Genomic DNA, 21,307 nt, shown 5'->3' with positions numbered 1-21,307 from the left:
CCGCCCGGCCCGCTCCTGCGGCGCCGCCCCGCCGGTCCGGCCCGCACCGCCTTCCGATCGGCCCCGCCGATCCGATCCGACCCGCGCCGCTTTCCGATCCGCACCCCGTCCTCGTTCCGCGCTGCCCGCGGCCGGGCTTCGCCGTGCCCGGACGACCGGCCGGCGACGCCCTCCCCGAAGAGAGTTGGACCCGCAGATGTGTCGACTGATGGGCGTCGTCGCCCGCCGGCCCCAGCCGCTCGGCGACCTGTTCGCCGCGGACCTCGCCCCCTTCCTCGCACTCGCCTGCGAGCACAGCCACGGCTGGGGCGCGGCCTTCCCCACCGGGCACGGCACCGTCGGGTCGGTCAAGGAGCCGGTCCGCGCCGACGAGAGCGCCCGGTTCCGTTCGGTGCTGGCCGGCCGCGACTGCGACGCCGCCCTGCTGCACCTGCGGATGGCCAGCCCCCAGTTCCCGGTCACGGCCGGGAACACCCACCCGTTCGGCGACGAGCGGATGGCGTTCGTCCACAACGGCGACTTCCACCCGCCCGGCTGCCTGGACGACGTGATCGGCGCGCCCGCGCTGGGCGCGGCGGAGGGCGACACCGACAGCGAGCGCTTCTACCTGGCGGTCCGCCGCCGCATCGACGACGGGGTGCGGCCGCCCGAGGCGATCGCGGAGACCGCGGCCCTCATCCGCGGCCGGGCCGCCCGCTTCGCCAGCCTGAACTGCATGCTGCTCACCCCCGAGGCGGTGTACGCCTACACCGCGCACGACCCGCACTCCGAGGTGGTCGGCCGCCGCGGACCGGGCTACTTCGCGCTCAGCTACCGCGTCGACGACGACCAGGTCCTCGTCGCGTCCGAGGGCTGGCCGCAGGAGCCGCCGCGGTGGTCGGTCCTGCCCGAAGGCCATGTCCTCGAGGTCGCCCGCGGCAGCCTCTTCGTCACGGTCCACCCCTTCTGACCGTTGACCGTGCCGGGCCGGGCCGCCGGGCGCGCCGTCGTACGCGGACGAGGGGCGCCCGGCGGGAGGGGCGGGCTCGTCAGGCGGAGAAGCTGCCGACACCGGAGACGTGGGTGCCGTAGCCGGGGGCGAGGACGCCGATGCCGGAGCTGGGGAGGGTGGCGGGGATGGTGCAGAAGGGGTCGGCGTAGACCTTGATGGGCGCGTCGGTGAGGTTGTCCAGCACGTGGGCCAGCGGCGGCAGTTGCTGGCAGCCGCTCGGGTCCTGGTAGGTGTCGAGCGGCTGGACCTCGGTGGAGAAGACGACGACCTGGCCGCTCGCCGCCTGGGCGGGCGCGGACGCGAGGCCGACGACGGCGGCGGCGGCGAGTGCGGCCGCGGTGGTGATCAGACGCATGGGGGTTCCTCCGGTGGGTGGGATGTCACTGACGGGTGGGGCTTGCCGATCCGGACCGGCCCGGTGGGCCGGGTGGTGCCCGATCACCGCGGAGTCCGGACGAGGGGGGCGGCCGTGCGCGCGGCGGCGCGGTGCACGGCCTGTTCCGCCGAGCGGACCGCGCCCTCGCTGTTGGGGCGCAGCAGCGTCCAGTCCCCGGCGTAGTCGATCGGGCCGGGCGGCCGGGCGGCGAAGCCGGCGCGCAGCCGCAGCGCGGCGGGCGTCGCCTCGGGCAGGCCGTGGCGGAAGCGGTGCACCAGGGTGCGGACGGTGGCGGCGCCGAGGCCGGGCAGGAAGCGCTCGGCCTCGGTGAGCAGGGTGCGGGTGATCTCGTGGTCGTCGGCGTCCAGCAGGCCGTGGCTGGTCCAGGGCGAGCCGAAGAGGCTGACCATGCCGCGGCCGGGCGGCACCCGCCCCTCGGCTTTGAGGTGGTCCAGCAGCAGCCCGGAGCAGATCCGGCTCTCCCCGACCGGCACGGACAGCGCGTAGCTGGGGGTGCGGGTGGGGCTGGGCAGCGGCCGGTCCAGCAGGCAGACGGCCTTGAGCATCGGCGCGAAGGTGCACGCTTCCAGGAAGGCCCGTTCCTCCGGCGGCGCGTCCGCGTACAGGGTCCGGGCGACGGGTGCGGGCACCGCCAGCACGATCTGCCGGGCGGTGAGGGTCTGCCCGTCGGCCAGCTGGAGGCGGGCCCCGTCCGGACCGGCGGGTTCGACCGCGGCCGCAGGGCTGTTCAGCCGGACCGGGACGTGCCGGGCCAGCGCGCGCGGGAGGGTGTCCATGCCGGTGGTGTAGGTGGTCCAACTCGCGCCGGCGCCGCCGACGGAGAGCAGGGTGGCGAGCATGGGCGCGGCCGCGGAGCGCTCCGAGCGCCAGCCGAAGCAGTGGCCGGACAGCGGCTGGAGCAGGCAGTCGTGCAGGTCGGGGTGGTGGCGGGCGGCGTACTCGGCGACGGTCGTGCCCGCCGACGGGGCGAGTTCGGGCCGGTCGGGGTCGAACTCGGCGCGCTTGCGGACGAGTTGCGCGGTGAAGCGCAGCCAGGCCAGCCGGCCGGTCCAGGACATGCCCGCGCCGGTGAGCAGCCCGGCCGGGTGGCCGAGGTGCGCGTGGGCGCGGCCGCCGCGCCACAGCGCGAACCCGGCCCGGACCGGCACCACGTGCTCGTCCGGGACGTCGAGTTCGCGGATCAGCCGCCAAGTGGCCTGGTAGCCGTTCGCGGCGATGGTCTCCGCGCCCTCGTCTACGAGGTAGCCGTCCACGCGTGAGCTGGCCATGCGGCCGGCGACGCGCGGGCCGGCCTCGAAGACCGTCGCGGAGCGGCCCGCCTGCTGGAAGCGGTAGGCGGTGGTGAGGCCGCCGATGCCGGCGCCGACGACGGCGACGTCGAGGTCGGTCATGTCCACCTCCCCGACCCGTGGGCGGCGGCGCCGGCCAGGTAGCGGTCGCGCAGTTCGTGGCGGCGGACCTTGCCGGTGGCGGTGCGCGGCACGTCGTCCCACTCGATCACCAGCGGCGTGCCGAGCGCGGGCAGGTCGCGTACCGCCTGTCGCCAACGCTCCTCGTCCAGGGGGGCGTTGACGACCAGCACGATCTGGGGCGCGCGGTCCACGGCGCCGAGCACGACGGCCTCCTCGACCTCGGGCAGCCGGTCGTGCAGCACGTCCTCCAGTTCCACGCAGCTGAGTCCGGGGATCATGTCCACCTCGCGGTCGAGCAGCAGCAGCGCGCCGCCCCGGGTGCGTACCGCGAGGTCGCCGGTGTTGAACCAGTCGCCGTGCGCCTTCTCCCGCCAGCGGTCGCCCTCGCCGAGGTAGCCGAGGCAGCGGGCCCTGGTGCGGGTCAGCACCAGGCCGGCCTGCCCGCGCGGCAGGGGCCGGAGGGTCTGCGGGTCCACCACCCGCAGGCCGACCCAACCGGGCACCGGGCGGCCGAGGTTGCGGGTGGTGGGGTGGCGCTCCGCGCGGCGGACGAGCGCGCGGCGGGTGAGGAAGCGGAAGGTGAGCGGCCCGGTCTCGGTCTGCCCCCAGCCCTGCATCCACACCGGCCGGGCCCTACCGGTGGCGGTGAGGAAGGCCCGCACGGTGGGCGGGTGGATGGCGTCGAAGGTGGAGATGTACATGCGCACGGCGCGGAACGGGTTGTCCGGGCCGGTCGCCAGGCGCTGCCAGCGCACGTAGGTCGACGGCAGCGCCTCCAGGATCGTCGGCGGGTGGGCGCCCAGGGTGCGGCTCGCGGTGTCCGGGTCGGAGTCGGCGACGATCACGACCGCGCGGGGCCGGTGCCACAGGGTGCTGACCGTCCACGCCAACGCGCGGCCGTGCACGAACGAGATGGCGCTCGCGACGGTGTCGGCGCGGCGCGCGGTGACCACCGGCCAGCGGCGCGCCTCGAATCCGGCGAGGCGGCGGATGAGCGTAGTGGTCGAGTGGACCACCAGTTTGGGCACGCCGGTAGTGCCCGAGGTGTGCAGGACCGCCAACGGGCCGTCGTCGGCGCGCTGTTGCGGCACGGCGGCGTCGGGACGTACGGGCAGGTCGTGGAAGGCGCGGACCTGGCGGGTGGCGGCGGGATCGGGGGCGGGGCGCCGGGAGTCGGCGCCGTGCTGGTCCAGCGTCACGGTGGCCGACGTGTGTCGGGTGAGGTCCACGCCCGCCTCCGACGCGCCGCGCAGCACATGGTCCTGCGTGACGAGGACCGCGGGCCGCAGCCGCTCCAGGAGGGTGTCGAGGACCAGGGGTGCCAGGTGGTCGGACAGCAGCGCGGGGACCGCGCCGATCCGGGCCGCCGCGCAGGCGAGCAGCACGCAGTCCCAGTGGTTGCGCTTGACGACGGCGACGTGGTCGCCGCGGCCGGCGCCGGCGGCCGCGAGCCGGGCCGCGGTGTCGCGGACGAGGTCGGCCAGGCCGGGGATGTCCAGCCGGGTGCCCGCCTCGGGTGCCAGGTCGAGCGGGCGGCTGAGGTGGACCACGGTCGGTGAGCCGCGCCGGGCGAGGGCGTCGAAGACGACGCCGGGGTCGAGGGGTTTCACCGCCGGGTCACCGCCAGCAGCAGGTCGGCCGCGGCCATCAGCGCGGTGGCCAGGCGGTGCAGCCGGATGCCGCCGGTGCGGGCGGCCAGCACGTCGCCGCGCAGGTTGCCCTGGACCCACTGCCGGGCCCGCAGCGCCACCACGGGTGCCATGAGCACCGCGAACCACCACGGTGCGGTCCCGGTGCACGAGGGCACCACGATCAGCAGCGCCTCCAGCAGCGAAACCGCCGCGATGAAGGCGGAGTTGCCGCGTGCGGAGGCGACGGCGGCCACGGTGAGCCGGCCGACCGCGCGGTCCCCGGCCCGGTCGTTGATGTTGGAGTAGACGCCGAACAGCACCGGGCCGAGCCCGAAGAGCAGCGCCTGCACCACCACGAACCCGGGGGCCCGTCCGGTCAGCAGCCCGAACAGCGGCAGCACATAGCCCCAGCCGAGCGCGGCGAGAAACAGCTCCTGGAAGCCGCGGTAGCTGAACTTCAGCCACCAGGAGTACTGGAACCCGAAGGCCACGCAGGCGGCCGTGCCGAGCACCGCCCACTTCGGCGCCGCGGGCGCGGCGAGGACCGCGCCGCCCCAGAACAGCGCGCACAGCGCGACCGCCGCCGTGCCGAAGCGCAGGGCCTGCCGTTCGGTGAGGGTCCCGGCCACCAGCGGCTTGCGCGCGAGGCGGCGGGCGGCGGCGTCGGGACCGTAGTTGGCCGCGTCGCTGCCGTCGCGGTAGCCGGTCACGTCGTCGAAGGCCACCATCCCGGCCACCATGGTGAGTTCGCCCAGGAAGAACAGGAGCAGCACCAGCGCGAGCCGGCCGGCGGACCCGGCGGAGGCCGCGGTCCCGTACGGGACGAACATCGCGGCGGCGAGCGGGATGCTCAGGTAGTAGTCGAGGATGTCGAGCTTGGCCAGCTTGGCGTAGGCGCGCCAGCTGCCGGGGGTGATCGGCGACGCTTCGGCGGCGGCCGGCACGGCTCTTTCCGGGACGGCCTGTTGGGGGACGGCTCGGTCCGTCGGCTGGGCCGCGGTGTCGAGTACGGGCGCGCGTTCCATGGGCGGGGTGGTCCTCCTGCGGTGCGGTACGACTTCGGTGCTGCTGAGTGCTGCTGGGTACTGCCGGGTGGTGCCGGGTGGTGCCGAGTGCTTTCGGGCGCCGCTACGCGCCTGCCGGGTACGGGCGTACGGCGGCCGGTCCGCCGCGGGCGGGCGGCTCGGCGAGGGCGGCGCACGCGGCAACCGCCGCCTGCGCCGCGGCCGTCAGGGTGCGGCGGCAGACCTTTCCGGTGGCGCCGAGTGGCAACTGCTCCAGGTGCAGCACGAGTTCGGGCGCCTTGCGCCGGGCGAGGCCGCGCTCAACGGTCAGGTAGGCGGCCAGCGCGGCCGTGTCGAGCGGCACCGTGCCCGGGCGCTGCACCAGGCACGCGCACAGGCGTTCGCCCAGGTCCGGGTCGGGCACGGCCACGCACGCGGCCTCGGCGACGTACGGGTGCGCGTGCAGTTGCTCCTCCACCTCGGCGGGGCTGACGGTCCACCCGCCGCGGATCACCGTCTGCCGGAGCCGGTCCAGGACCCGCAGCGTGCCGTCCGGGTCGATCACGCCGAGGTCGCCGCTGCGCACCCAGCCGTCCGCGGTGCGGTAGCGGCGGTCCAGGTCGGGCGCGCCGACGTAGCACAGCGGGCTCATCGGGCCGCGGGCCTGGATCTCGCCGCGGTGCCCGTACGGCAGCGGCGTGTCGTCGCTGCCGCAGACGCGCAGTTCGGTGACGCGCGGGTCGGGGCGGCCCACGCGGCGCACGTCGTGGTCCGCGCCGGTCCATGTGGCGCGGCAGTTCACGCCGTCGCTGGAGCCGTAGACATTGGTGACCGGGCGGCCGAGCCGGGCCAGCGCGGCGGCGAGCACCGCGGAGGTCAGCTGGGCGCCGCTGGAGACGACGGCCCGCAGCGAGCTCAGGTCCTCCCCCGGCACGGGCGGGTGGCTTGCGATCCGGCCCAGCATCGTGGGCACCGCGAGCAGGTGGGTCGGGCGCCATTCGGTGACGGCGCGGAGGGCGGCGCCGGGGTCGAAGCGGTCCAGGAGGTGGAGGGTCGCTCCGCAGCGCGCGAGGGCGACCAGGGCGAGGGAGCCGTAGGAGGAGGCGAGCGGGGCGAGGACGAGGGCGGCCGGGACGCCGCGGGCAGGGGTGCCGTCGTCTTCGGGCGCGGGACGGGGGCCGGGGCCGGATTCGGAGTCTGGACCGGGGTCGGATTCGGGGCCGGGGTCGCGCAGGACCGCGTCCACATAGGTGCCGCGGCCGCCGAGCAGTGCGTTGTGGCTGTAGGCGGCCATCTTCGGGGCCGCTTCGGAGCCCGAGGAGACCAGGATGCGCGCCGGGTCCTCCGGCTCGACCGCGGCCGGCACGAACCCGTCGGCGTCTCCCCCTTCGCGCAGCAACTCCTCGACCCCGACCTGGTGTTCGAGGTACGGCAGCGGGCCGTGCCGCAGGTCCGCCGGCGTGTCGGCGATCAGCAGCCGGGCCCGCGACCCGGCCAGCAGGGCGTGGCTCTCCCGGCTGCCCTGCCCGGCCGGCCAGGGCAGCGCCACCGCGCCGACGGCCGCCACGGCGAGGTCGGCGGCCAGCGCGGGCCAGCCGCCCGCCAGCCGGATGCCCACCACGTCGCCGGGCCCCGTGCCCAGCGCCCGCAGCCCGGACGCCATCTGCCGTGCCCGCGCGTCGAGTTCGCGGTAGTCGAGCACCGTGTCCGGGGTCCGTACGGCCGTCCGGCCGCCGTGCGCCCGTACCTGCGCGGCGAACGCCTCGTACACACCGCGGTCCGGGCAGTCGCCGCGCGCCACCCACTCCCGCCGTGTCCGCGCGGGCACCGCGTCCCGCAGGAGCAGCCCGGCACGGGACGTCCAGCTGCGGTGTCCGGTCTGCGGCGGTGTCGCCGTGCGGGCCGTCATCGGGTGAACTCCCAGGGGCCGCGCGGCCGTACGCACGGGCCGTGGTCGAGGACGGGCGCGAAGCGCGGGTCGGCGGCGAGGGCGGCCAGGTCGGTGCAGGCGGGCACGGTTGCCTCCTCGGGGGCGGTGCGGAACTCCGGGCGGCACAGCAGGCGGGCGGCCGAGAGCAGTGAGGTGGTGACGGCCCGCCCGCGTCCGGTCAGGCGAGCCGCGAGCAGCCCGGCGACGGCGCCTTCCGCGCAGGCGACGCCGCCCAGGACGTCGGTGAGGGTGAGCAGGGAGGGTGCCGGGGGCAGACCGGGCGGGGTGACGAGGGCGGCGAGCCCGGACCACGCCTGGACCGGGAAGTCGGTGCCGGTCGGCGGGCGCCGGCCGCGTTCGCCGCCCCAGCCGGACGCGGCGGCGTGCACCAGGCCGGGCCGCAGCGCGATCAGCGACCGGGCGTCGAGGCCCGCCCGCAGGTCCTTCCCGGGGGCGAGGCTGTGCAGGAACACGTCGGCCGCCGCCACGCGTTCGCGTACCGCGGCGCGCCCGGCCGCCGTACCGAGGTCGGCCTCCAGGACGTCCTTGCCGTGGTTGAGGGCGGCGAAGCGGGCCGAGCAGTCGCCCGCGAGCGGCGGCATGCCGCGCATCGGGTCGCCGCCCGGCGGTTCGACGCGGACGACGCGCGCGCCCAGCAGCCGCAGCAGGTGGCCGGCCAGCGGGCCCTGGACCCGGCGGCACACCTCGACCACGCTCACCCCGTCCAGCGGTCCGGCCCCGCCGCGCCCCAACTCCGCGGGCGCCGGGCCGACTTCCCCGAGGGTGCGCAGCTGCCACGGCTGCTCGTCGGCGGCCTGCGCGGGCCGTGGCGCGACGGCCACGGCGGTGACGTCCACGCCCGTCCCGCGGGCCACGCGCCGCAGGTACGGCATCGCGTGGCAGGCGGTCGCCGCGAGCAGCGCGGGTGGGAGCGGGCACACGGCGGTGGCGTAGCGCTGCCCGAACGCGTGCCAGCCGTGCCCGGCGGCGGCGCGGTCCACGCCGAGCGCGGTCCAGAAGCGCAGCCACGCCCCCGGGTCCAGGGTCTCCAGCTCGAAGCGGCTGCCGTCGGCGGCCTGGAACGGCGGTCCGCCCGGCCCGGCGGGCTCGGTCCAGCCGTCGTCCCCGGCGGTCGCGGCGGCGAGGTACTGGCCGACGGACAGCAGCGCCGCCTCGGCGACCGACGTACGGACCGTGACCGCCGCGCGCGCACCCGTGCCCTTGCAGATCAGGTGTGTGCTGCCGCCGCGGCCTGCTGCGGCGGCCAGGGCGGCCAGTGTTCCGGTGGCGGCGAGCAGGCCGGCGACGCAGCTCGCGTAGGCGACGCCGAGGGCGGTGGGGCGGCCGTAGCGGCGGCCGTGGACGTGCGCCAGGCCGCAGGCGGCCTGTACGTCGGCCTCGCCGGCCAGCGGCAGGTCCACCGGTCCCGCCCAGCTCAGCACGCAGCTCGCCCGTGCCCCGCCGGCCCGGGCGGTGAACGCCGTACCGCTGCCGGGCGGCCCCGGTTCGACATGGCAGCCGGCCGCCCGCAGATGGGACGCCGCGAGCCGCAGCGCCGTGACCGGCGGCTCCTGCCGTCCACCAGCCGTACGGGCGGGCGGTGTTGGCGTGCCGGGAGCGGGCGGAACAGTGCCGCGCGTGGCGGCCGCGGCCGTCTCCGCGGGTCCGGGCGGCGCCCCGGCCGTCACTCCCGTGGTCACTCCGGCCGCCTCGCCTGCACGCAGTACAGCACGCAGGACGCGGCCCGGAAGCCGGGATGCCGCATCGCGTCGCGCGCCGCGAGCAGTTCCTCCTCCGTCAGCCCGTGCTCCAGCAGCTGCGCGCGGAGGTGGTAGGTGTGGTGGAGCTGGAGTTGGAGCCCGGGCGAGTCCGCGCGCCAGGGCACGAGGTGGGGTACCGGGTCGATGGCGGTGAACCCGGCCGCGCGCAGGTCCTCCGCGCAGGTCCGCCCCCATGACGGGTCGGCGCCGGCTGCCCGCAGCGCGCGGCCCTTGGCGGCGCGGAACGCCTCGTAGCCGGCGCGGGTGCGCTCGTCGGGGGCGAGCAGCACCGGCGCGTAGTCGATGTCGAACTCCTCCAGTTGGAGGTGGCCGCCGGGGCGCAGCGCGCGCAGCAGGCGGCGCAGTACGGCCCGGCGTTCCGGCAGGTGGGTGAGGACCAGCCGGGAGTGCACGAGGTCGAACGCGCCGTCGGGCAGCGGGTCGCGCACGATGTCGTGGCGCCGCACCTCGAGGCCCGCCTGGGCGGGGATGTGCGCCGGCTTGACGTCCGTGGCGAGCACGCTGCCGCCCGGTGCGGTGCGCCGCGCCAGCCACCGGGCCACGCTGCCGCCGCCCGCGCCGGCTTCCAGGCAGTCCCAGCCCGGGCCGACCCCGGTCCGCGCGAGCGCGTCGGTGGTGATCCGGTCGTGTGCGGCGGCCAGGCAGCGGTGCTGCTCGGTCGCGTGGGGGCTGTCGTTGTCGAAGGCGTAGCCGCCTTCGGGGGCGGTGGCCGCCGCCGTCTCCTCGACGGTGGCGGTGGTGCTGCGGGTCGCGGCAGGCATGGGTTCTCCGGTACGGCGCGGTGGGGGCGGTGGGCCGCCGCCGGGGCAGTGGCCCACCGGATGGTGGTGCGGGTCCGTCAGACGTCCCAGCTCACCGTGTAGACCGCGAGCGCGGTGTTGGTGAAGTGGGCCGCGCCGGTCAGGCCCTTGTAGGCGCCGGTGCCGCCGGTGACGACGCCGTCGAAGGACTTCGGGTAGGTGGCGGTGACCGGGTCCTGGATCGGGAAGACCACCGACAGCGCGACCTGGTCGCCGTTGTCGAAGACGACGTCGGCGTGGCAGAAGGCCGTGACCTGCTTGGCGCTGATGCCGTCCTTGTCGCACATGTCGTAGGCGGTGCCGACCGCCTTCCCGGCGGAGTCCGTGACCGTGGCGCTGCCGCCGAAGCCGGCGCCCAGGGCGTTGGCGGCGTTGGCCTCGTCGTTGTTCGCGCTGAAGTTGAGCGTCAGCGACGGCGGGGCGGTGGCCTCCTGGTGCGCGGCGGTGGCGGAACCGGTGGTGCCGGCCACGAGAGCGATCGCCGCGGCGCCGGTCGCGGTGGCGGCGACGGCCGCACGCTTCGCCGTGACAAAACGGGTCATGGATTCTCCTCGAACGGCCCGGGCCCACTGCCCGGGTTCGGACCGAAGTACACCATGTCCCCACATACTTCGCATCAACCCCATTCCGGTCATCACCCGACGGTGTCGCAGGGCGGCCCGGGCTGCCGAACCACCGCTCGGACCAGGGTTCTTGGGGCTGCCGGCGGTGCCGCGAACCCAACCCCGGCACGCGGTGCCGGACACGGGGCACATGCCATTGGAGTGAAGAAATCACTCGCTTGAGCGCCGCGGTGCCGTGCCGTCCGCGGGCGGTCCGGGCCAATGGGCAGGATCGCTTCTGCGGCCCCGGGCGTTCGGGGCCGGCCGCTTTTCGCAACACGTGCCGCCCCAGGGGAGTTTCGGTCTGATGCCTTTCGATCTGCTGGTGGTCGGCCTGGGCTACGTGGGGCTGCCGCTGGCCCGCGCCGCGACCGGCGCCGGGCTAGCCGTGGCCGGCCTCGACATCGAGCCCTCCACCGTCGCCGCACTGCGCGCCGGACGCTCCACCGTCCGGGACGTCAGCGACGCGGACGTGGCCGGGATGCTCGACGCCGGATTCACCGCCGGCACCGACCCCGAACTGGTCGCGCGGGCAAAGGCCGTGGCGATCTGCGTGCCCACCGGGCTCGCCGCGGACGGCCGGCCCGACCTCGGCCCGCTGCGGGCCGCGTGCCGCACCGTCGCCGGGCACCTGCGCGCCGGCACGCTGGTCGTCGTCGAGTCGACCTCCTTCCCGGGCACCACCGAGGAGTTGGCCGCACCGCTGCTGGAGACCTCGGGGCTGGCCGCCGGGGTGGACTTCCACCTCGCCTACTCCCCCGAGCGGGTCGACCCGGGCAACACGCTCTACGGCATCGCCAACACGCCCAAGGTGGTCTCAGGGCTCACGCGGGTGTGCGCGAAGCAATGCGCGGCGCTGTACGAGCAGTTCGTGGACCACGTGGTGGTCGCGCGCGGCACCCGCGAGGCGGAGTTGGCCAAGCTGCTGGAGAACACCTACCGCAGCGTCAACATCGCCCTGGTCAACGAGTTCGCCCGGTACTGCCACCAGGTCGGCGCGGACATCTGGGACGTCGTCGCGTGCGCCGGGACGAAACCGTTCGGCTTCCAGTCCTTCCGGCCCGGTCCGGGCGTGGGCGGGCACTGCATCCCGGTCGACCCGGTTTACCTCCTGCACGGCGCGCCCGCCGACGCCTTCCCGCTCGTCCGCGCCGCGCTGCACACCAACCGCGTCATGCCGGACCACGTGGTGGGGCGCGCGGCGCGCCTGCTGGCGGAGCACGGGGTGGCGCTGCCGGGCGCCCGGATCACGCTGCTGGGCGTGTCGTACAAGCCGGACACCGAGGACGTACGCGAGTCGCCCGCCCTCCACGTGGCGCGCGGGCTGGCGGACTTGGGCGCCGAGGTCGGCTGGCACGACCCGCACGTGGCGGACCTGCCGCTGCACGGCGTACGGCTGCGGCGCCAGGCCGACCCGTACGCCGCCGCGGCCGACGCCGACCTGGTCGTGCTGCTCCAGGCGCACTCCGCTTACGACGTCCGGGCGTTGGCGAAGGGGGCGCGGCTGCTCTTCGACACGACCGGCCGGGCGAGCGGAGAGGGCGTCGTACGACTCTGAGCGGCGATGCGGGTCGAGCAGGGGGTACGGGTCGGACCGGACGGATCGGGTCGGGCGGTACGGTCGGGTCGGTCGGGCGGCGCGGTTCTGATGCGGGGGCGGGCGCTCAGGTGCCGACGGCGAACTCCCGTACCGCGTCGGCGATGTACTCCACCTGGTCGTCGGTGAGTTGCGGGTAGATCGGCAGGGACAGGATGCGCTCCCCGGCCCGTAGGGCGGCCGGCCAGGAGTCGCCGGGCGCCGCGTACCGGGAGAAGGCCGGCTGGTGGGGCAGCGGCAGCGGGTAGTAGACGTGGCTGCCGATGCCGCGCTCGGCCAGGTGCGCCCGCAGCGCGTCGCGCCGGTCGGCCTGGAGCGTGTAGACGTAGAAGCAGCGTCCGTCGCGGCCGGGCGGCGGGGCGAGCACACCGCGCACGGCGAGGTCGGCGAAGCGCTCGGTGTAGCGGGCGGCGATGCGCGCGCGGCGTTCGAGGCGGTCGGCCAGCCCCGGCAGCCGGTGCAGCTGGAAGGCCGCCAGCACCTCGTCGAAGCGGCTGTTCCAGCCGATCCGGTGGTGCACGAAGCGGTGCACGCCGTCCTGCCCGTGGTTGCGCAACATCCTCACCGTGCGGCCGAGTTCGGGGTCACGGGTGACCACCGCCCCGCCCTCGCCGGCCGTGCCGAAGGTCTTCACCTGCACGAAGGAGTAGACGCCCGCCTCGCCCGACAGCCCGGCCGGCACCCCGCGCAGCACACCGCCCTGGGCGACGGCCGAGTCCTCCACCAGCCGCAGCCCGCGGTCCCGGGCGAGCGCGGCGAACCGCGGCATGTCGGCCATCACCGAGAACATGTGCGCGGGCATCAGCGCTTTGGTGCGCGGGGTGATCCGGCGCTCCACGTCGTCGGGGTCCACCACCATCGTCCAGGGGTCGATGTCCGCGAAGACCGGCGCCGCGCCGAGCGCCACGACCGAACTGGCCAGCGGCGCGCAGCCGAACGCGGGGACGACCACCTCGTCCCCCGCGCCGATCCCCATGGCCGCCAGCACCAGGGTCAGCGCGCTGGTGCCGCTGCCGCAGGCGACCACGTCCGCGGCGCCGAGCCGCTCGCGCAGCACGTGCTCGAAGCGGGCCGTCTGCTCGCCGAGGATGAACTTCTGGGCCGCTCCGGTGCCGGTCTCCCGCACCAGGCGCAGCAGGTGGGCGCTGTCGGCGCCGAACTGGTCCGGCGGGAAGAAGGGGAGGCGCGTGCCGTGCGCGGGCTGGGCCTGGGGCTGGGGCTGGGTGGTGGCGGTCGTCGTCACGGGCGGGCTCCGGCGTAGAAGTCCTGGATCACGTCGCAGACCCGGTCCACGGCGTCGGGCGGCAGGTCGGGGTAGAGGGGCAGCGCGAGGGTGCGCGTGCAGGCGGCCTCGGCCGCCGGGAAGTCGCCCGGGTGGTGGCCGAGTTCGGCGAAGCAGGGCTGGAGGTGCAGGGGGCTCGGGTAGTACGTCTCGGTCTGCACGCCGAAGTCGGCGAGGTGGCGGGCGAGTTCGTCGCGCCGCTCGAACTCGGCGACGTAGACGTAGAAGACCGGCTCGGCCCGCTCCCCGCGGTCCACCGCCGTCGGCAGCCGCAGCACTCCCGGCGTCCCCGCCAGCCGCCGGTCGTACGCCGCGGCCAATTCGGCGCGGCGGGCGATGTCCGCGTCCAGGCGGGTGAGCTTCGCCAGCAGCACGGCCGCCTGGATGTCGTCCATCTTGCTGTTGCACCCCGGCAGTGTGCTGCCGGTGTTGATCGTGGTGAAGTCCCCGAGGGTGCGCCCGAACCTGCCGTGGTGGCGCAGGGCGCCCGCCGTCTCCGCGATCCCGTCGTCGTCCGTGAGCACCGCCCCGGCGTCGCCGATCGCGCCGAGCGTCTTCGTCGGGAAGAACGACAGCACCCCGCCGGCGCCGAGCAGTCCGGCGTGGACTCCGCCCAGGCGCATCCCGATCGCCTCCGCGCTGTCCTCGACGACGGTGAGCCCGTGCCGCCCGGCCAGTTCGCCGAGCCGGGTCATGTCCGCCAGCTGGCAGAACAGGTGCACCGGCATCAGGAAGCGGCAGCGCGGGGTGAGCACGCGCTCCACCGACTCCGGGCACAGGGCGTACGTCACCGGGTCGACGTCCGCGAACACCGGCCGCCCGCCGGCCAGGACCACCGACGAGGCGGTGGCGACGAAGCTGAACGCGGGGACGACGACCTCGTCCCCGGGCCGCAGTCCGGCCGCACGCAGCAGCAGGACCAGCGCGTCCGTACCGCTGTTGACGCCGATGACGTGCCGGGCGCCGGTGTACTCGGCGAGGGCGCGCTCCAGCTCTCCGACCTTGGCGCCGTGGGAGAACTTGCCGTCGGCGAGCACTTCGCCGAGGTGCTGCTCGATGCGCGGCCAGAGGGAGGTGAAGGAGGCGGCCTGGGTGAAGAAGGGTACGGGGTCGGCGTGTTGGGGGTCGGCTTGTCGGTGTCCGGCTGCGGAGCGGGGCAGGCCCGCGGGCTGCTGCGGTGCTGGTTGCGGGGCCTGGTCCGGCGCCTGTCGCGGGTCCGCGGTCTGCTGGAGGTCCATCTCCGCCTTTCTGCCTTGTCGGCGCTGCCCCGGCACTTGGGCCGGGCGCACCGGGCGCACCGGGCGCATGCGGCAGGCGCTTGCGCCGGCGCGTGTTCGGCGCCCCGGACCTCGCGCCCCGGACGAACCGCTCCCGACGGTAGGGCAGCCGCTCCAACGAATCGCGGTGGACTGCGCGTTCGTTCGGGGTATTCACGCGAAAAGGGAGTGATCGGCGCGTTTCGTTGACTTCATCCGGTTCGTACGCGCAGGCTGACCGGCGTTGCCCCGCCCCCGCTTGATCCGTTTCCCGCACGAAACGTTCCCCCGCTGTCGACAGAAGGCTGATGCTGGAGATGCTGCGCACGTTGGTCGTCGGCCTTGGCCGGGCGGGGGCGGGTCTGCACCTGCCGGTCCTCGCCAAGGCCCGGGCGCGGCAGGATCGTTGCTTCGCCCCTGAGCCGGTGGTCGGCTACGACCAGGACCCCGCCGCGCGGGCCCGGCACGCCGGGGCGGGGCGGCACCTGGTGGCCTCGCTCGCGGCGGCACGGCGGGAGCTGGACCCGGAGCGGACCGTCGTCCACGTCTGCACGCCTCCGGTCGCGCGGGTCGAGGTCGTATCGGAGCTGCTCCGACTCGGCTTCCGCAAGCTGCTGCTGGAGAAGCCGCTCGCCGCGGGACCGGACGACCTGGCACGGCTGCTGGCGTCGCTGCGGCAGGAGGGCCTTCGGCCGGACCTGCGAACGGCCGTGGTGGCACCGTGGTTGGCGAGCACCCTGACCGACCGGCTGGCCGCGCTCGTGGCGGGCCGAGGTGCCGAGGAAACGCAAGGCCCCCGGTCTGCGGTGGGTGTCGCCGCGGGTGCGCTGGATACGCTGGGCGCGCTGCGACAGATCTCCGTCGTCCAGGACAAGCCGCGTTTCCAGCGCTCGCTGGCCACCTCGGGGCACCCGACGGCGTTCGACGTGGAGGTCCCGCACGCGCTGGGCGTCCTGCTCAGGCTGGCCGGCGACGCCGAGGTGGTCTCCGCCGGCTGTACCGACCTCCGGGTGGACGGGCGGTGCCTGCCCCGGCTCGGTGGCGCCACCCTCGCCCTCGCCCACCGCGGCGGCGTACGCAGCGTCGTACGCTCCGACCTCACCTCGCCGGTGCGCGAGCGGCGGATCACGCTGCTGTTCGAGCACGGCACCGCCGTCGGCCACTATCCGGCCGACTCCTACGACCGGTACGCCCAACTGCGGCTCACCGCCGCGGACTCGGCCACCGAGCGGCGGGAGGTGTTCCGCGACGAGGCTCTGACGGAGTTCATGCTGCGCGCCTACGCGTACTTCGGCGGCGACGGTCCCTGCCCCGCCACCGTCGAGCAGCAGGCACGGGTGGTCGAGTTGCTCGGCCGGGCGAAGGAGTTGGCCGCTGCCGCTGGCGCTGCCGCTTCCCCTTCCGCTGCCCCCTCCGTCGCCGCTGCCGCTGCCGCTGCGGAGATTCCGCTCCAGGGAAGGGAGTTGACCGGTGTCCACTGAGCCCGTACGCCCTGGGTCCGTGCCGCGCCCCGGGCCGCCCGTCGACATGTCCACCGCCACGTCCACTGCCGGGTCCGCTGCCATGTCCGGCGGCGTCGCGCTGACCGGGATCGGCGACGAGGCCGCGCTCGGCATCGAGGGCCAGATCGAGGCCGTCACCGCGCTCGGTTGGCGCTCGGTCGAGCTGCGGACCGTGGACGGGACACCGCTCGCCGACCTGTCCGCGGCCGCTTTCGACCGGGTCGCCGGGGCGCTCGTGGACGCCGGGCTGTCCGTCGTCGCGGTGGACGCCCGGATCGGCGGCTGGGCACGGCCGGTGACCGGCGACTTCGCCGCGGACCTGGCCGAACTCGACGTCCTGGCCCGGCGTTGCGCCCGCCTCGGCACCCGCTACGTGCGGGTGATGTCGTACCCGAACCCCGCCGACCCGTCCGACGGCGGCCTCGACGCCGCCGCGTGGGAACGCGAAGTGCTCTGTCGCGTACGGGAGTTGTCCGCCCGCGCGGCCGCCTCCGGGCTGACGCTGCTGCACGAGAACTGCGCCGGCTGGGCGGGCAGCGACCCGCACCGCATGGTCCGCCTGCTGGAGGAGGCCGGCCCGGGCCTCGCCCTGCTCTTCGACACCGGCAACGGCCCCGCCTACGGCTACGACGGCCACCGGCTGCTGACCGACCTGCTGCCGTACGCCGACCGGATTCACCACGTGCACATCAAGGACGCCGTCCTGTCCCCCGGCGGCGCCGTCCGCCACTGCGTGCCCGGCACCGGTGACCTGCGGGTCGCCGACAGCGTGCGGCTGCTGCTGGCCCACGGCTACCGGGGCGCGCTGTCGCTCGAACCGCACGTCGCGGTGCGGCCGCACGAGGACCACCGCGACCCGGCCGAGGAGTGCCGCGCCGCGTTCGTCCGGTGCGGCCTTGCGCTGCGGCGCCTGCTCGACGAGGCCCTCGCGCCCCCGACCGCCGCCGTGGCGAGGGATCTTGAGCGGCAGGAGTCCGCCCGGTGAACCTGCTCAGCCCCGCCGACCACACCTTGCTGCTCGACCTGCTCGCCCTGCCCACGGCAGGCCCGCTCGAGTGCGGCCCCGGCGCGCCCGCCCCTGAGCTGTGGGCCGCGGGACGGCGCTACGCCGAGGCCGCCGCCGCGCTCGGCTTCCACGTGCTCCACCACGCCGCGGCGCCGCCCGACTGCCTCACCCGCGACGACGTGCCGGTCCTCGTCCGCCGAACCGCCGCCGCGCAGCCGGAGTTCCTCGCCTGCCAGCCCAGCCTGGTGCTGGCGCTCGGCCCGGCGGACGCGCCGCACGAGCGCACCGTGATGTTCAACGTCCACCTCGACACCGTCGCCGGCGTCGAACCGGTCTCTTTCGACGGCGCGCGCTTCCACGGCCGCGGCGCCATCGACGCGAAGGGACCGGCCGTCGCGCTGCTGGCCGGACTGCGGCGCGCGCTCGGGGAGTTGCCCGGTCTCGCCCGGGACACCCGGGTGCTGATCCAGGCCGTCGCCGGCGAGGAGGGCGGCGCGCTCGGCACCTTCGGCACCCGCCCGCTGGTCGAAGCCGGGCACCACGGACGGCTGAACGTCTTCTGCGAACCCACCGGCGGCCGCGCCCTGACGCGCTGCACCGCCGCGATGACCGCGCTCCTCAGCGTCCACGGCGACGACGCGATCGACGACCGCCCCGCGGCCGGCCACAACGCCACCGTCCTGCTCGGCTTCCTCGCCCAGCACCTCGCCGCCGTACTCGACCCGGAACTGGCCCCGGCCGACGGCCAGTTGTGTGTCGCCGGCCTGCACACCGGCACTCTCCACAACCGTGTGCACGGGCGCGGGCAGCTGCTCCTCAACCTCTCCTACGGTGCGTCCGCCACCGCGCGGCGGCTGGAGCGGCTGGTGCGCGAGGCCGTCGACGACGGACTGCGCGCCTTCGCCGCCGTCTTCGGCCGGACCCGCCGGTTCGCCCGGACCGCCCGCGACGCGCCGGGCATCGTACGGCTGGAGTGGCTCAAGCGCGGCCTGCCCGTCCTCGGCGGCGACGCGTCCCCGTGGCTCCGGGCGCTCCTGGAGCGCGCCGCGATCCCGCCGTGGCCGGCCGAGGAGCCCGGGTGCACCTGCGACGCGATCTGGACGTCCGGTGTGGCGGGCGCGCACTGCGTCGTACTCGGCCCCGGGAGTCTCGACGCCAACCGGGCACACGCGGAAGGGGAGTTCGCGGACCTCGCGGAGCTGGAGGGGTTCGCGGCAACGGTGCCGCGGCTGCTCGGCGCCTTCCGTACGTCCGCGCCTCCCGCGCCGCCCGCTGCGTGCCCACCGCCGTCCGCCCCGTATGCCCCCTTCTCGTCCAGCCCGTCCAGCCCGTCCGCCCCGTCCAGCCTGTCAGGAGAAGACTTCCCGATGCCGTTGCCCAACCCACCGTTGTCCGGCTTCCCCGCGCAGGCACAAGCGCAGGCGCGGGCGCAGACGTCCGACGGCACGGTGCGCCTCGCGTACGACGACCTGCTGGCGTTCGTCACCGACGTGTTCGTACGCTGCGGCGTGCCCGCGTCGCGCGCCGCCACCGCCGCCGAGGCGCTGTGCTACGGCGACCTGTCGGGCATGGACTCCCACGGGCTGGCCAACCTCACCCGCCAGTACCTGCCGCTGTTCGAGCAGCGCCGGACCGATCCGGCGGCCGAACCGGAGCCCGTCACCGACCTCGGCGCCGCGCTGCGGGTGGACGCGCACCGGGCGCTCGGCCTGTGGGCGGCGGCGGAGGCGATGGACCTCGCCGTCGAGCGCGCCGAGCAGTTCGGCATCGGCCTGGTCAGCGTGTACGGCGCCACCCACTTCGGCTGCGCGGGCTATCACGCGGCGCGCGCGGCCCACCGCGGTCTGGTCGGCCTGGTGGCCTCCAACTGCGGCGGCCAGCGCATCGCCCGCCCGCCGGGCGGCCAGGTCACGATGCTCGGCACCAACCCGCTGGCCGTCGCCGCGCCCGCCGGGCCGCACCACCCGTTCGTCCTCGACATGAGCACCACCGTCGTGCCCACCGGCCGGGTCCGCGCCGCTGCCCGCGCCGGACGGCAGGTGCCGGAAGGCTGGCTGACCGGCGACGACGGCCTGCCCGTCACCGACCCCGCGGCCTTCGACCTCGGCCGCGCGCACCTCGGCTGGCTCGGCGGGACCGCGGAGACCGGCGTGTACAAGGGGTACGGGCTCGGGCTCGCGGTGGAGGTGCTGGCCGGGCTGGTGAGCGGTTCCGGCCTCGGTCCGGCGCCGGCGGCGCTGAACGGCGACGGCCGCCCGTCCGGCCGCGACGACGACATCGGCTACCTGGTCGCCGCGATCGCCCCCGCGCTGCTGCGCCCGCAGGAGGGGTTCGCGGCGGACGCGGGCGCGCTGTTCGGCAGCCTGCTGGACTGCCCGCCCCTCGATGCGGCTTCCCCCGTGCGCTACCCGGGGTGGCCCGAGGGCGAGCGGGCCCGCACCCGCCGCGCCACCGGGGTGCCGATCAGCTGCCGCCAGTACCGGGAACTCGCGGACGTGGCCGAGAAGTTCGGGCTGACCACACCGGTGCCGCTGAACCGTGCGGGTACGGGTGCGGGTACGGGTACGGACGAGCGCGCGGGCGCGGACGAGCGTGCCGGTGCGGACGGCGCCGCGCACCTGGACGGTGTGCGCTGATGGCCCGCCCCTCCGTCGCCGTGGTCGGCCTCGGCGTCATCTCCCGCTTCTACCTCGCCGCGCTCGACGCCTCCCCCGCCGTGCAGCTCACCGCCGTCTGCGACCGCGACCCGGCCGCATTGGCGCCCTGGACGGCAACGGGTCCGGGAACGCGTACGGCCGAGGACCCGTCCGGCCCGGTCCTCGGCTACCGGGACCACCACGAACTCCTCGCCGCACACCCTTCCCTCGACGGCGTCATCGTCACCGTCCCCAACGACGCCCACGCCCCGGTCTGCGCCGACTTCCTCCGCGCGGGCGTGTCCGTCTGCGTGGAGAAGCCCCTCGCCCTGACCAGCACCGCGGGCGCCGAACTCACCGCCCTCGCCGGGGAGTACGGCGCCACACTCCTCACCGCCTTCCACCGGCGCTACAACTCCGCCGTCGGCGCGCTCGTCGCCCGGCTGCCGCGGAACGTGCCCGTCGAGCAGGTCACGGTCCGCTACCTCGAGCGCATCGAGGAGCATGTCGGGCCCGACCGCTGGTATCTGGACCCGGCCCGGTGCGGCGGCGGATGCGTCGCCGACAACGGTCCCAACGCCTTCGACCTCGTCCGCCTCCTGCTGGGCGAGGTGACCGTAGAACGCTCCCGCATCCGCCGCGACGCCTCCGGACTGGACCGCCAGGCCACGATCGCGCTGCGCTCCCCCGACGGCACCGCCCGCGCAACCGTCGAGCTCGACTGGTCCTATCCCGGCGAACTCAAGGACATCCAGGTCACGTTGGCCGACGGTTCCGTCCACCACGCCGACATGCTCGCCGGCCACCACGGCTTCAAAGCCTCGCTCCACCACGAGTACGAGGCGATCGTCGCCGACTTCGCCCGCCGGCTCGACGCCCCGCCCCGCCCCGACCGCGGCGGCGCCGCCGCCCTGCACCTCGTCGAAGCCGCCTACGACCGCGCCGAACCCTGGCCCCCCGGGCCCGTACCCTCCCACCCCCGACCGGCAGAGGCACCCGCATGCTGACCCCAGCCCCCACCCCACCACCGATGCCGGCCACCGCGCCGACGGCCCTTCGCGAGAACGGCGCCAAGCGGACCGTCCACGGCAGCCTCGTCAAGATCCTCCTCCACCGCCGCGACGACCGCGGCATGACCCTGGAACCCCACGCCAGCCGCTGCGTCCGCGCGGGCGAGGTACACGAACTGGTCACCACCGACCACACGGACCCCGCGCCCGGTGCCCGGATCGACCGCGTCGGCTTCCTCGGCTTCGTCGAGCTGGAGCGCGGCGGCGTCATCGACCGCGGCGACACCGTACGCATCGGGGACCACACCGTCGGCACCGTCCTCGGCTTCGACGCCTGCCACTTCCCCAACCACTACAACATCCTCATCCGCACCGGCACCCCCGTGACCGGCCCCGACCTGGGGCTCTCCCCGGAGCAGCGGGTGAGCTTCGAACAAGCCGCCTCTGACCACTGACCCCCACCGTGGAAG

The 21,307-nt window shown here is 75.7% G+C and carries 17 protein-coding genes; 7 read left to right on the top strand and 10 right to left on the bottom strand.

Annotated elements, in window-relative coordinates; genetic code table 11:
* Window positions 1-208 precede the first annotated feature (208 nt).
* Window positions 209-949: a class II glutamine amidotransferase gene (locus AC3EVP_RS12690; RefSeq protein ID WP_435129319.1), complete on the top strand. Its 741-nt coding sequence runs from the start codon at window positions 209-211 to the stop codon at window positions 947-949.
* A 79-nt stretch (window positions 950-1,028) separates the two neighbouring features.
* On the opposite strand, the gene AC3EVP_RS12685 is transcribed toward AC3EVP_RS12690, so the two are convergent.
* The 8 genes from AC3EVP_RS12685 to AC3EVP_RS12650 all read right to left on the bottom strand — a co-directional run bounded on the left by AC3EVP_RS12685 (window position 1,029) and on the right by AC3EVP_RS12650 (window position 10,488).
* Window positions 1,029-1,346 (bottom strand): hypothetical protein, encoded by a 318-nt coding sequence (locus AC3EVP_RS12685; RefSeq protein ID WP_335974406.1) that lies wholly within the window; start codon window positions 1,344-1,346, stop codon window positions 1,029-1,031.
* Window positions 1,347-1,429: 83 nt separating this feature from the next.
* On the bottom strand, window positions 1,430-2,779 hold the full coding sequence (locus AC3EVP_RS12680; protein WP_435129315.1) for a protoporphyrinogen/coproporphyrinogen oxidase: 1,350 nt from the start codon (window positions 2,777-2,779) through the stop codon (window positions 1,430-1,432).
* Window positions 2,776-4,410 carry a class I adenylate-forming enzyme family protein gene (locus tag AC3EVP_RS12675; protein WP_435129312.1) on the bottom strand — a complete coding sequence of 545 codons (1,635 nt, stop codon included), beginning with the start codon at window positions 4,408-4,410 and terminating at the stop codon, window positions 2,776-2,778. The genes AC3EVP_RS12680 and AC3EVP_RS12675 overlap by 4 nt, the downstream gene beginning before the upstream one ends.
* Window positions 4,407-5,456, bottom strand: coding sequence for a UbiA family prenyltransferase (locus AC3EVP_RS12670; protein WP_435129309.1), 1,050 nt, complete (start codon window positions 5,454-5,456; stop codon window positions 4,407-4,409). Before AC3EVP_RS12670 ends, AC3EVP_RS12675 begins: the two co-directional genes overlap by 4 nt.
* A gap of 103 nt (window positions 5,457-5,559) precedes the next feature.
* A complete protein-coding gene (locus AC3EVP_RS12665; protein WP_435129306.1) occupies window positions 5,560-7,344 on the bottom strand; it encodes a class I adenylate-forming enzyme family protein in 1,785 nt (594 codons plus the stop codon).
* Window positions 7,341-9,065, bottom strand: coding sequence for a CoA transferase (locus AC3EVP_RS12660; protein WP_435129303.1), 1,725 nt, complete (start codon window positions 9,063-9,065; stop codon window positions 7,341-7,343). Before AC3EVP_RS12660 ends, AC3EVP_RS12665 begins: the two co-directional genes overlap by 4 nt.
* On the bottom strand, window positions 9,062-9,907 hold the full coding sequence (locus AC3EVP_RS12655; RefSeq protein WP_435129300.1) for a class I SAM-dependent methyltransferase: 846 nt from the start codon (window positions 9,905-9,907) through the stop codon (window positions 9,062-9,064). The genes AC3EVP_RS12660 and AC3EVP_RS12655 overlap by 4 nt, the downstream gene beginning before the upstream one ends.
* Before the next feature lie 77 nt (window positions 9,908-9,984).
* Window positions 9,985-10,488, bottom strand: coding sequence for a hypothetical protein (locus AC3EVP_RS12650; protein WP_435129297.1), 504 nt, complete (start codon window positions 10,486-10,488; stop codon window positions 9,985-9,987).
* A gap of 367 nt (window positions 10,489-10,855) precedes the next feature.
* On the opposite strand from AC3EVP_RS12650, the gene AC3EVP_RS12645 reads away from it, so the two are divergent.
* On the top strand, window positions 10,856-12,106 hold the full coding sequence (locus AC3EVP_RS12645; RefSeq protein WP_435129294.1) for a nucleotide sugar dehydrogenase: 1,251 nt from the start codon (window positions 10,856-10,858) through the stop codon (window positions 12,104-12,106).
* A 106-nt stretch (window positions 12,107-12,212) separates the two neighbouring features.
* On the opposite strand, the gene AC3EVP_RS12640 is transcribed toward AC3EVP_RS12645, so the two are convergent.
* Complete coding sequence (locus tag AC3EVP_RS12640; RefSeq protein ID WP_435129291.1) at window positions 12,213-13,388, bottom strand: DegT/DnrJ/EryC1/StrS family aminotransferase; 1,176 nt, start codon at window positions 13,386-13,388, stop codon at window positions 12,213-12,215.
* Complete coding sequence (locus tag AC3EVP_RS12635) at window positions 13,385-14,665, bottom strand: DegT/DnrJ/EryC1/StrS family aminotransferase (RefSeq protein ID WP_435129288.1); 1,281 nt, start codon at window positions 14,663-14,665, stop codon at window positions 13,385-13,387. Before AC3EVP_RS12635 ends, AC3EVP_RS12640 begins: the two co-directional genes overlap by 4 nt.
* A gap of 326 nt (window positions 14,666-14,991) precedes the next feature.
* On the opposite strand from AC3EVP_RS12635, the gene AC3EVP_RS12630 reads away from it, so the two are divergent.
* Genes AC3EVP_RS12630 through AC3EVP_RS12610 form a run of 5 tightly spaced genes read left to right on the top strand, consistent with a single transcriptional unit; the run spans window position 14,992 to window position 21,292 of the window.
* Window positions 14,992-16,164, top strand: a complete 1,173-nt coding sequence (locus AC3EVP_RS12630) for a Gfo/Idh/MocA family oxidoreductase (protein WP_435129285.1) — start codon at window positions 14,992-14,994, stop codon at window positions 16,162-16,164.
* Complete coding sequence (locus AC3EVP_RS12625) at window positions 16,154-17,170, top strand: sugar phosphate isomerase/epimerase family protein (RefSeq protein ID WP_435129282.1); 1,017 nt, start codon at window positions 16,154-16,156, stop codon at window positions 17,168-17,170. Before AC3EVP_RS12630 ends, AC3EVP_RS12625 begins: the two co-directional genes overlap by 11 nt.
* Window positions 17,167-19,827 (top strand): Ldh family oxidoreductase, encoded by a 2,661-nt coding sequence (locus AC3EVP_RS12620; protein WP_435129279.1) that lies wholly within the window; start codon window positions 17,167-17,169, stop codon window positions 19,825-19,827. The genes AC3EVP_RS12625 and AC3EVP_RS12620 overlap by 4 nt, the downstream gene beginning before the upstream one ends.
* Complete coding sequence (locus AC3EVP_RS12615; RefSeq protein WP_435129276.1) at window positions 19,827-20,834, top strand: Gfo/Idh/MocA family protein; 1,008 nt, start codon at window positions 19,827-19,829, stop codon at window positions 20,832-20,834. The genes AC3EVP_RS12620 and AC3EVP_RS12615 overlap by 1 nt, the downstream gene beginning before the upstream one ends.
* Complete coding sequence (locus tag AC3EVP_RS12610; RefSeq protein ID WP_435129273.1) at window positions 20,828-21,292, top strand: DUF6917 domain-containing protein; 465 nt, start codon at window positions 20,828-20,830, stop codon at window positions 21,290-21,292. The genes AC3EVP_RS12615 and AC3EVP_RS12610 overlap by 7 nt, the downstream gene beginning before the upstream one ends.
* Window positions 21,293-21,307 lie beyond the last annotated feature (15 nt).

It is taken from the genome of Actinacidiphila sp. bgisy144 (assembly GCF_057708105.1).
This window is presented reverse-complemented; position numbering and strand designations above follow the sequence as displayed.

Coding starts and splice junctions, on each gene's coding strand:
- AC3EVP_RS12690 (WP_435129319.1), top strand. CDS start 209: ATGGGCGTCGTCGCCCGCCGGCCCCAGCCGCTCGGCGACCTGTTCGCC.
- AC3EVP_RS12615 (WP_435129276.1), top strand. CDS start 19,827: ATGGCCCGCCCCTCCGTCGCCGTGGTCGGCCTCGGCGTCATCTCCCGC.
- AC3EVP_RS12650 (WP_435129297.1), bottom strand. CDS start 10,488: ATGACCCGTTTTGTCACGGCGAAGCGTGCGGCCGTCGCCGCCACCGCG.
- AC3EVP_RS12655 (WP_435129300.1), bottom strand. CDS start 9,907: ATGCCTGCCGCGACCCGCAGCACCACCGCCACCGTCGAGGAGACGGCG.
- AC3EVP_RS12610 (WP_435129273.1), top strand. CDS start 20,828: ATGCTGACCCCAGCCCCCACCCCACCACCGATGCCGGCCACCGCGCCG.
- AC3EVP_RS12635 (WP_435129288.1), bottom strand. CDS start 14,665: ATGGACCTCCAGCAGACCGCGGACCCGCGACAGGCGCCGGACCAGGCC.
- AC3EVP_RS12665 (WP_435129306.1), bottom strand. CDS start 7,344: ATGACGGCCCGCACGGCGACACCGCCGCAGACCGGACACCGCAGCTGG.
- AC3EVP_RS12630 (WP_435129285.1), top strand. CDS start 14,992: ATGCTGGAGATGCTGCGCACGTTGGTCGTCGGCCTTGGCCGGGCGGGG.
- AC3EVP_RS12670 (WP_435129309.1), bottom strand. CDS start 5,456: ATGGAACGCGCGCCCGTACTCGACACCGCGGCCCAGCCGACGGACCGA.
- AC3EVP_RS12645 (WP_435129294.1), top strand. CDS start 10,856: ATGCCTTTCGATCTGCTGGTGGTCGGCCTGGGCTACGTGGGGCTGCCG.
- AC3EVP_RS12685 (WP_335974406.1), bottom strand. CDS start 1,346: ATGCGTCTGATCACCACCGCGGCCGCACTCGCCGCCGCCGCCGTCGTC.
- AC3EVP_RS12680 (WP_435129315.1), bottom strand. CDS start 2,779: ATGACCGACCTCGACGTCGCCGTCGTCGGCGCCGGCATCGGCGGCCTC.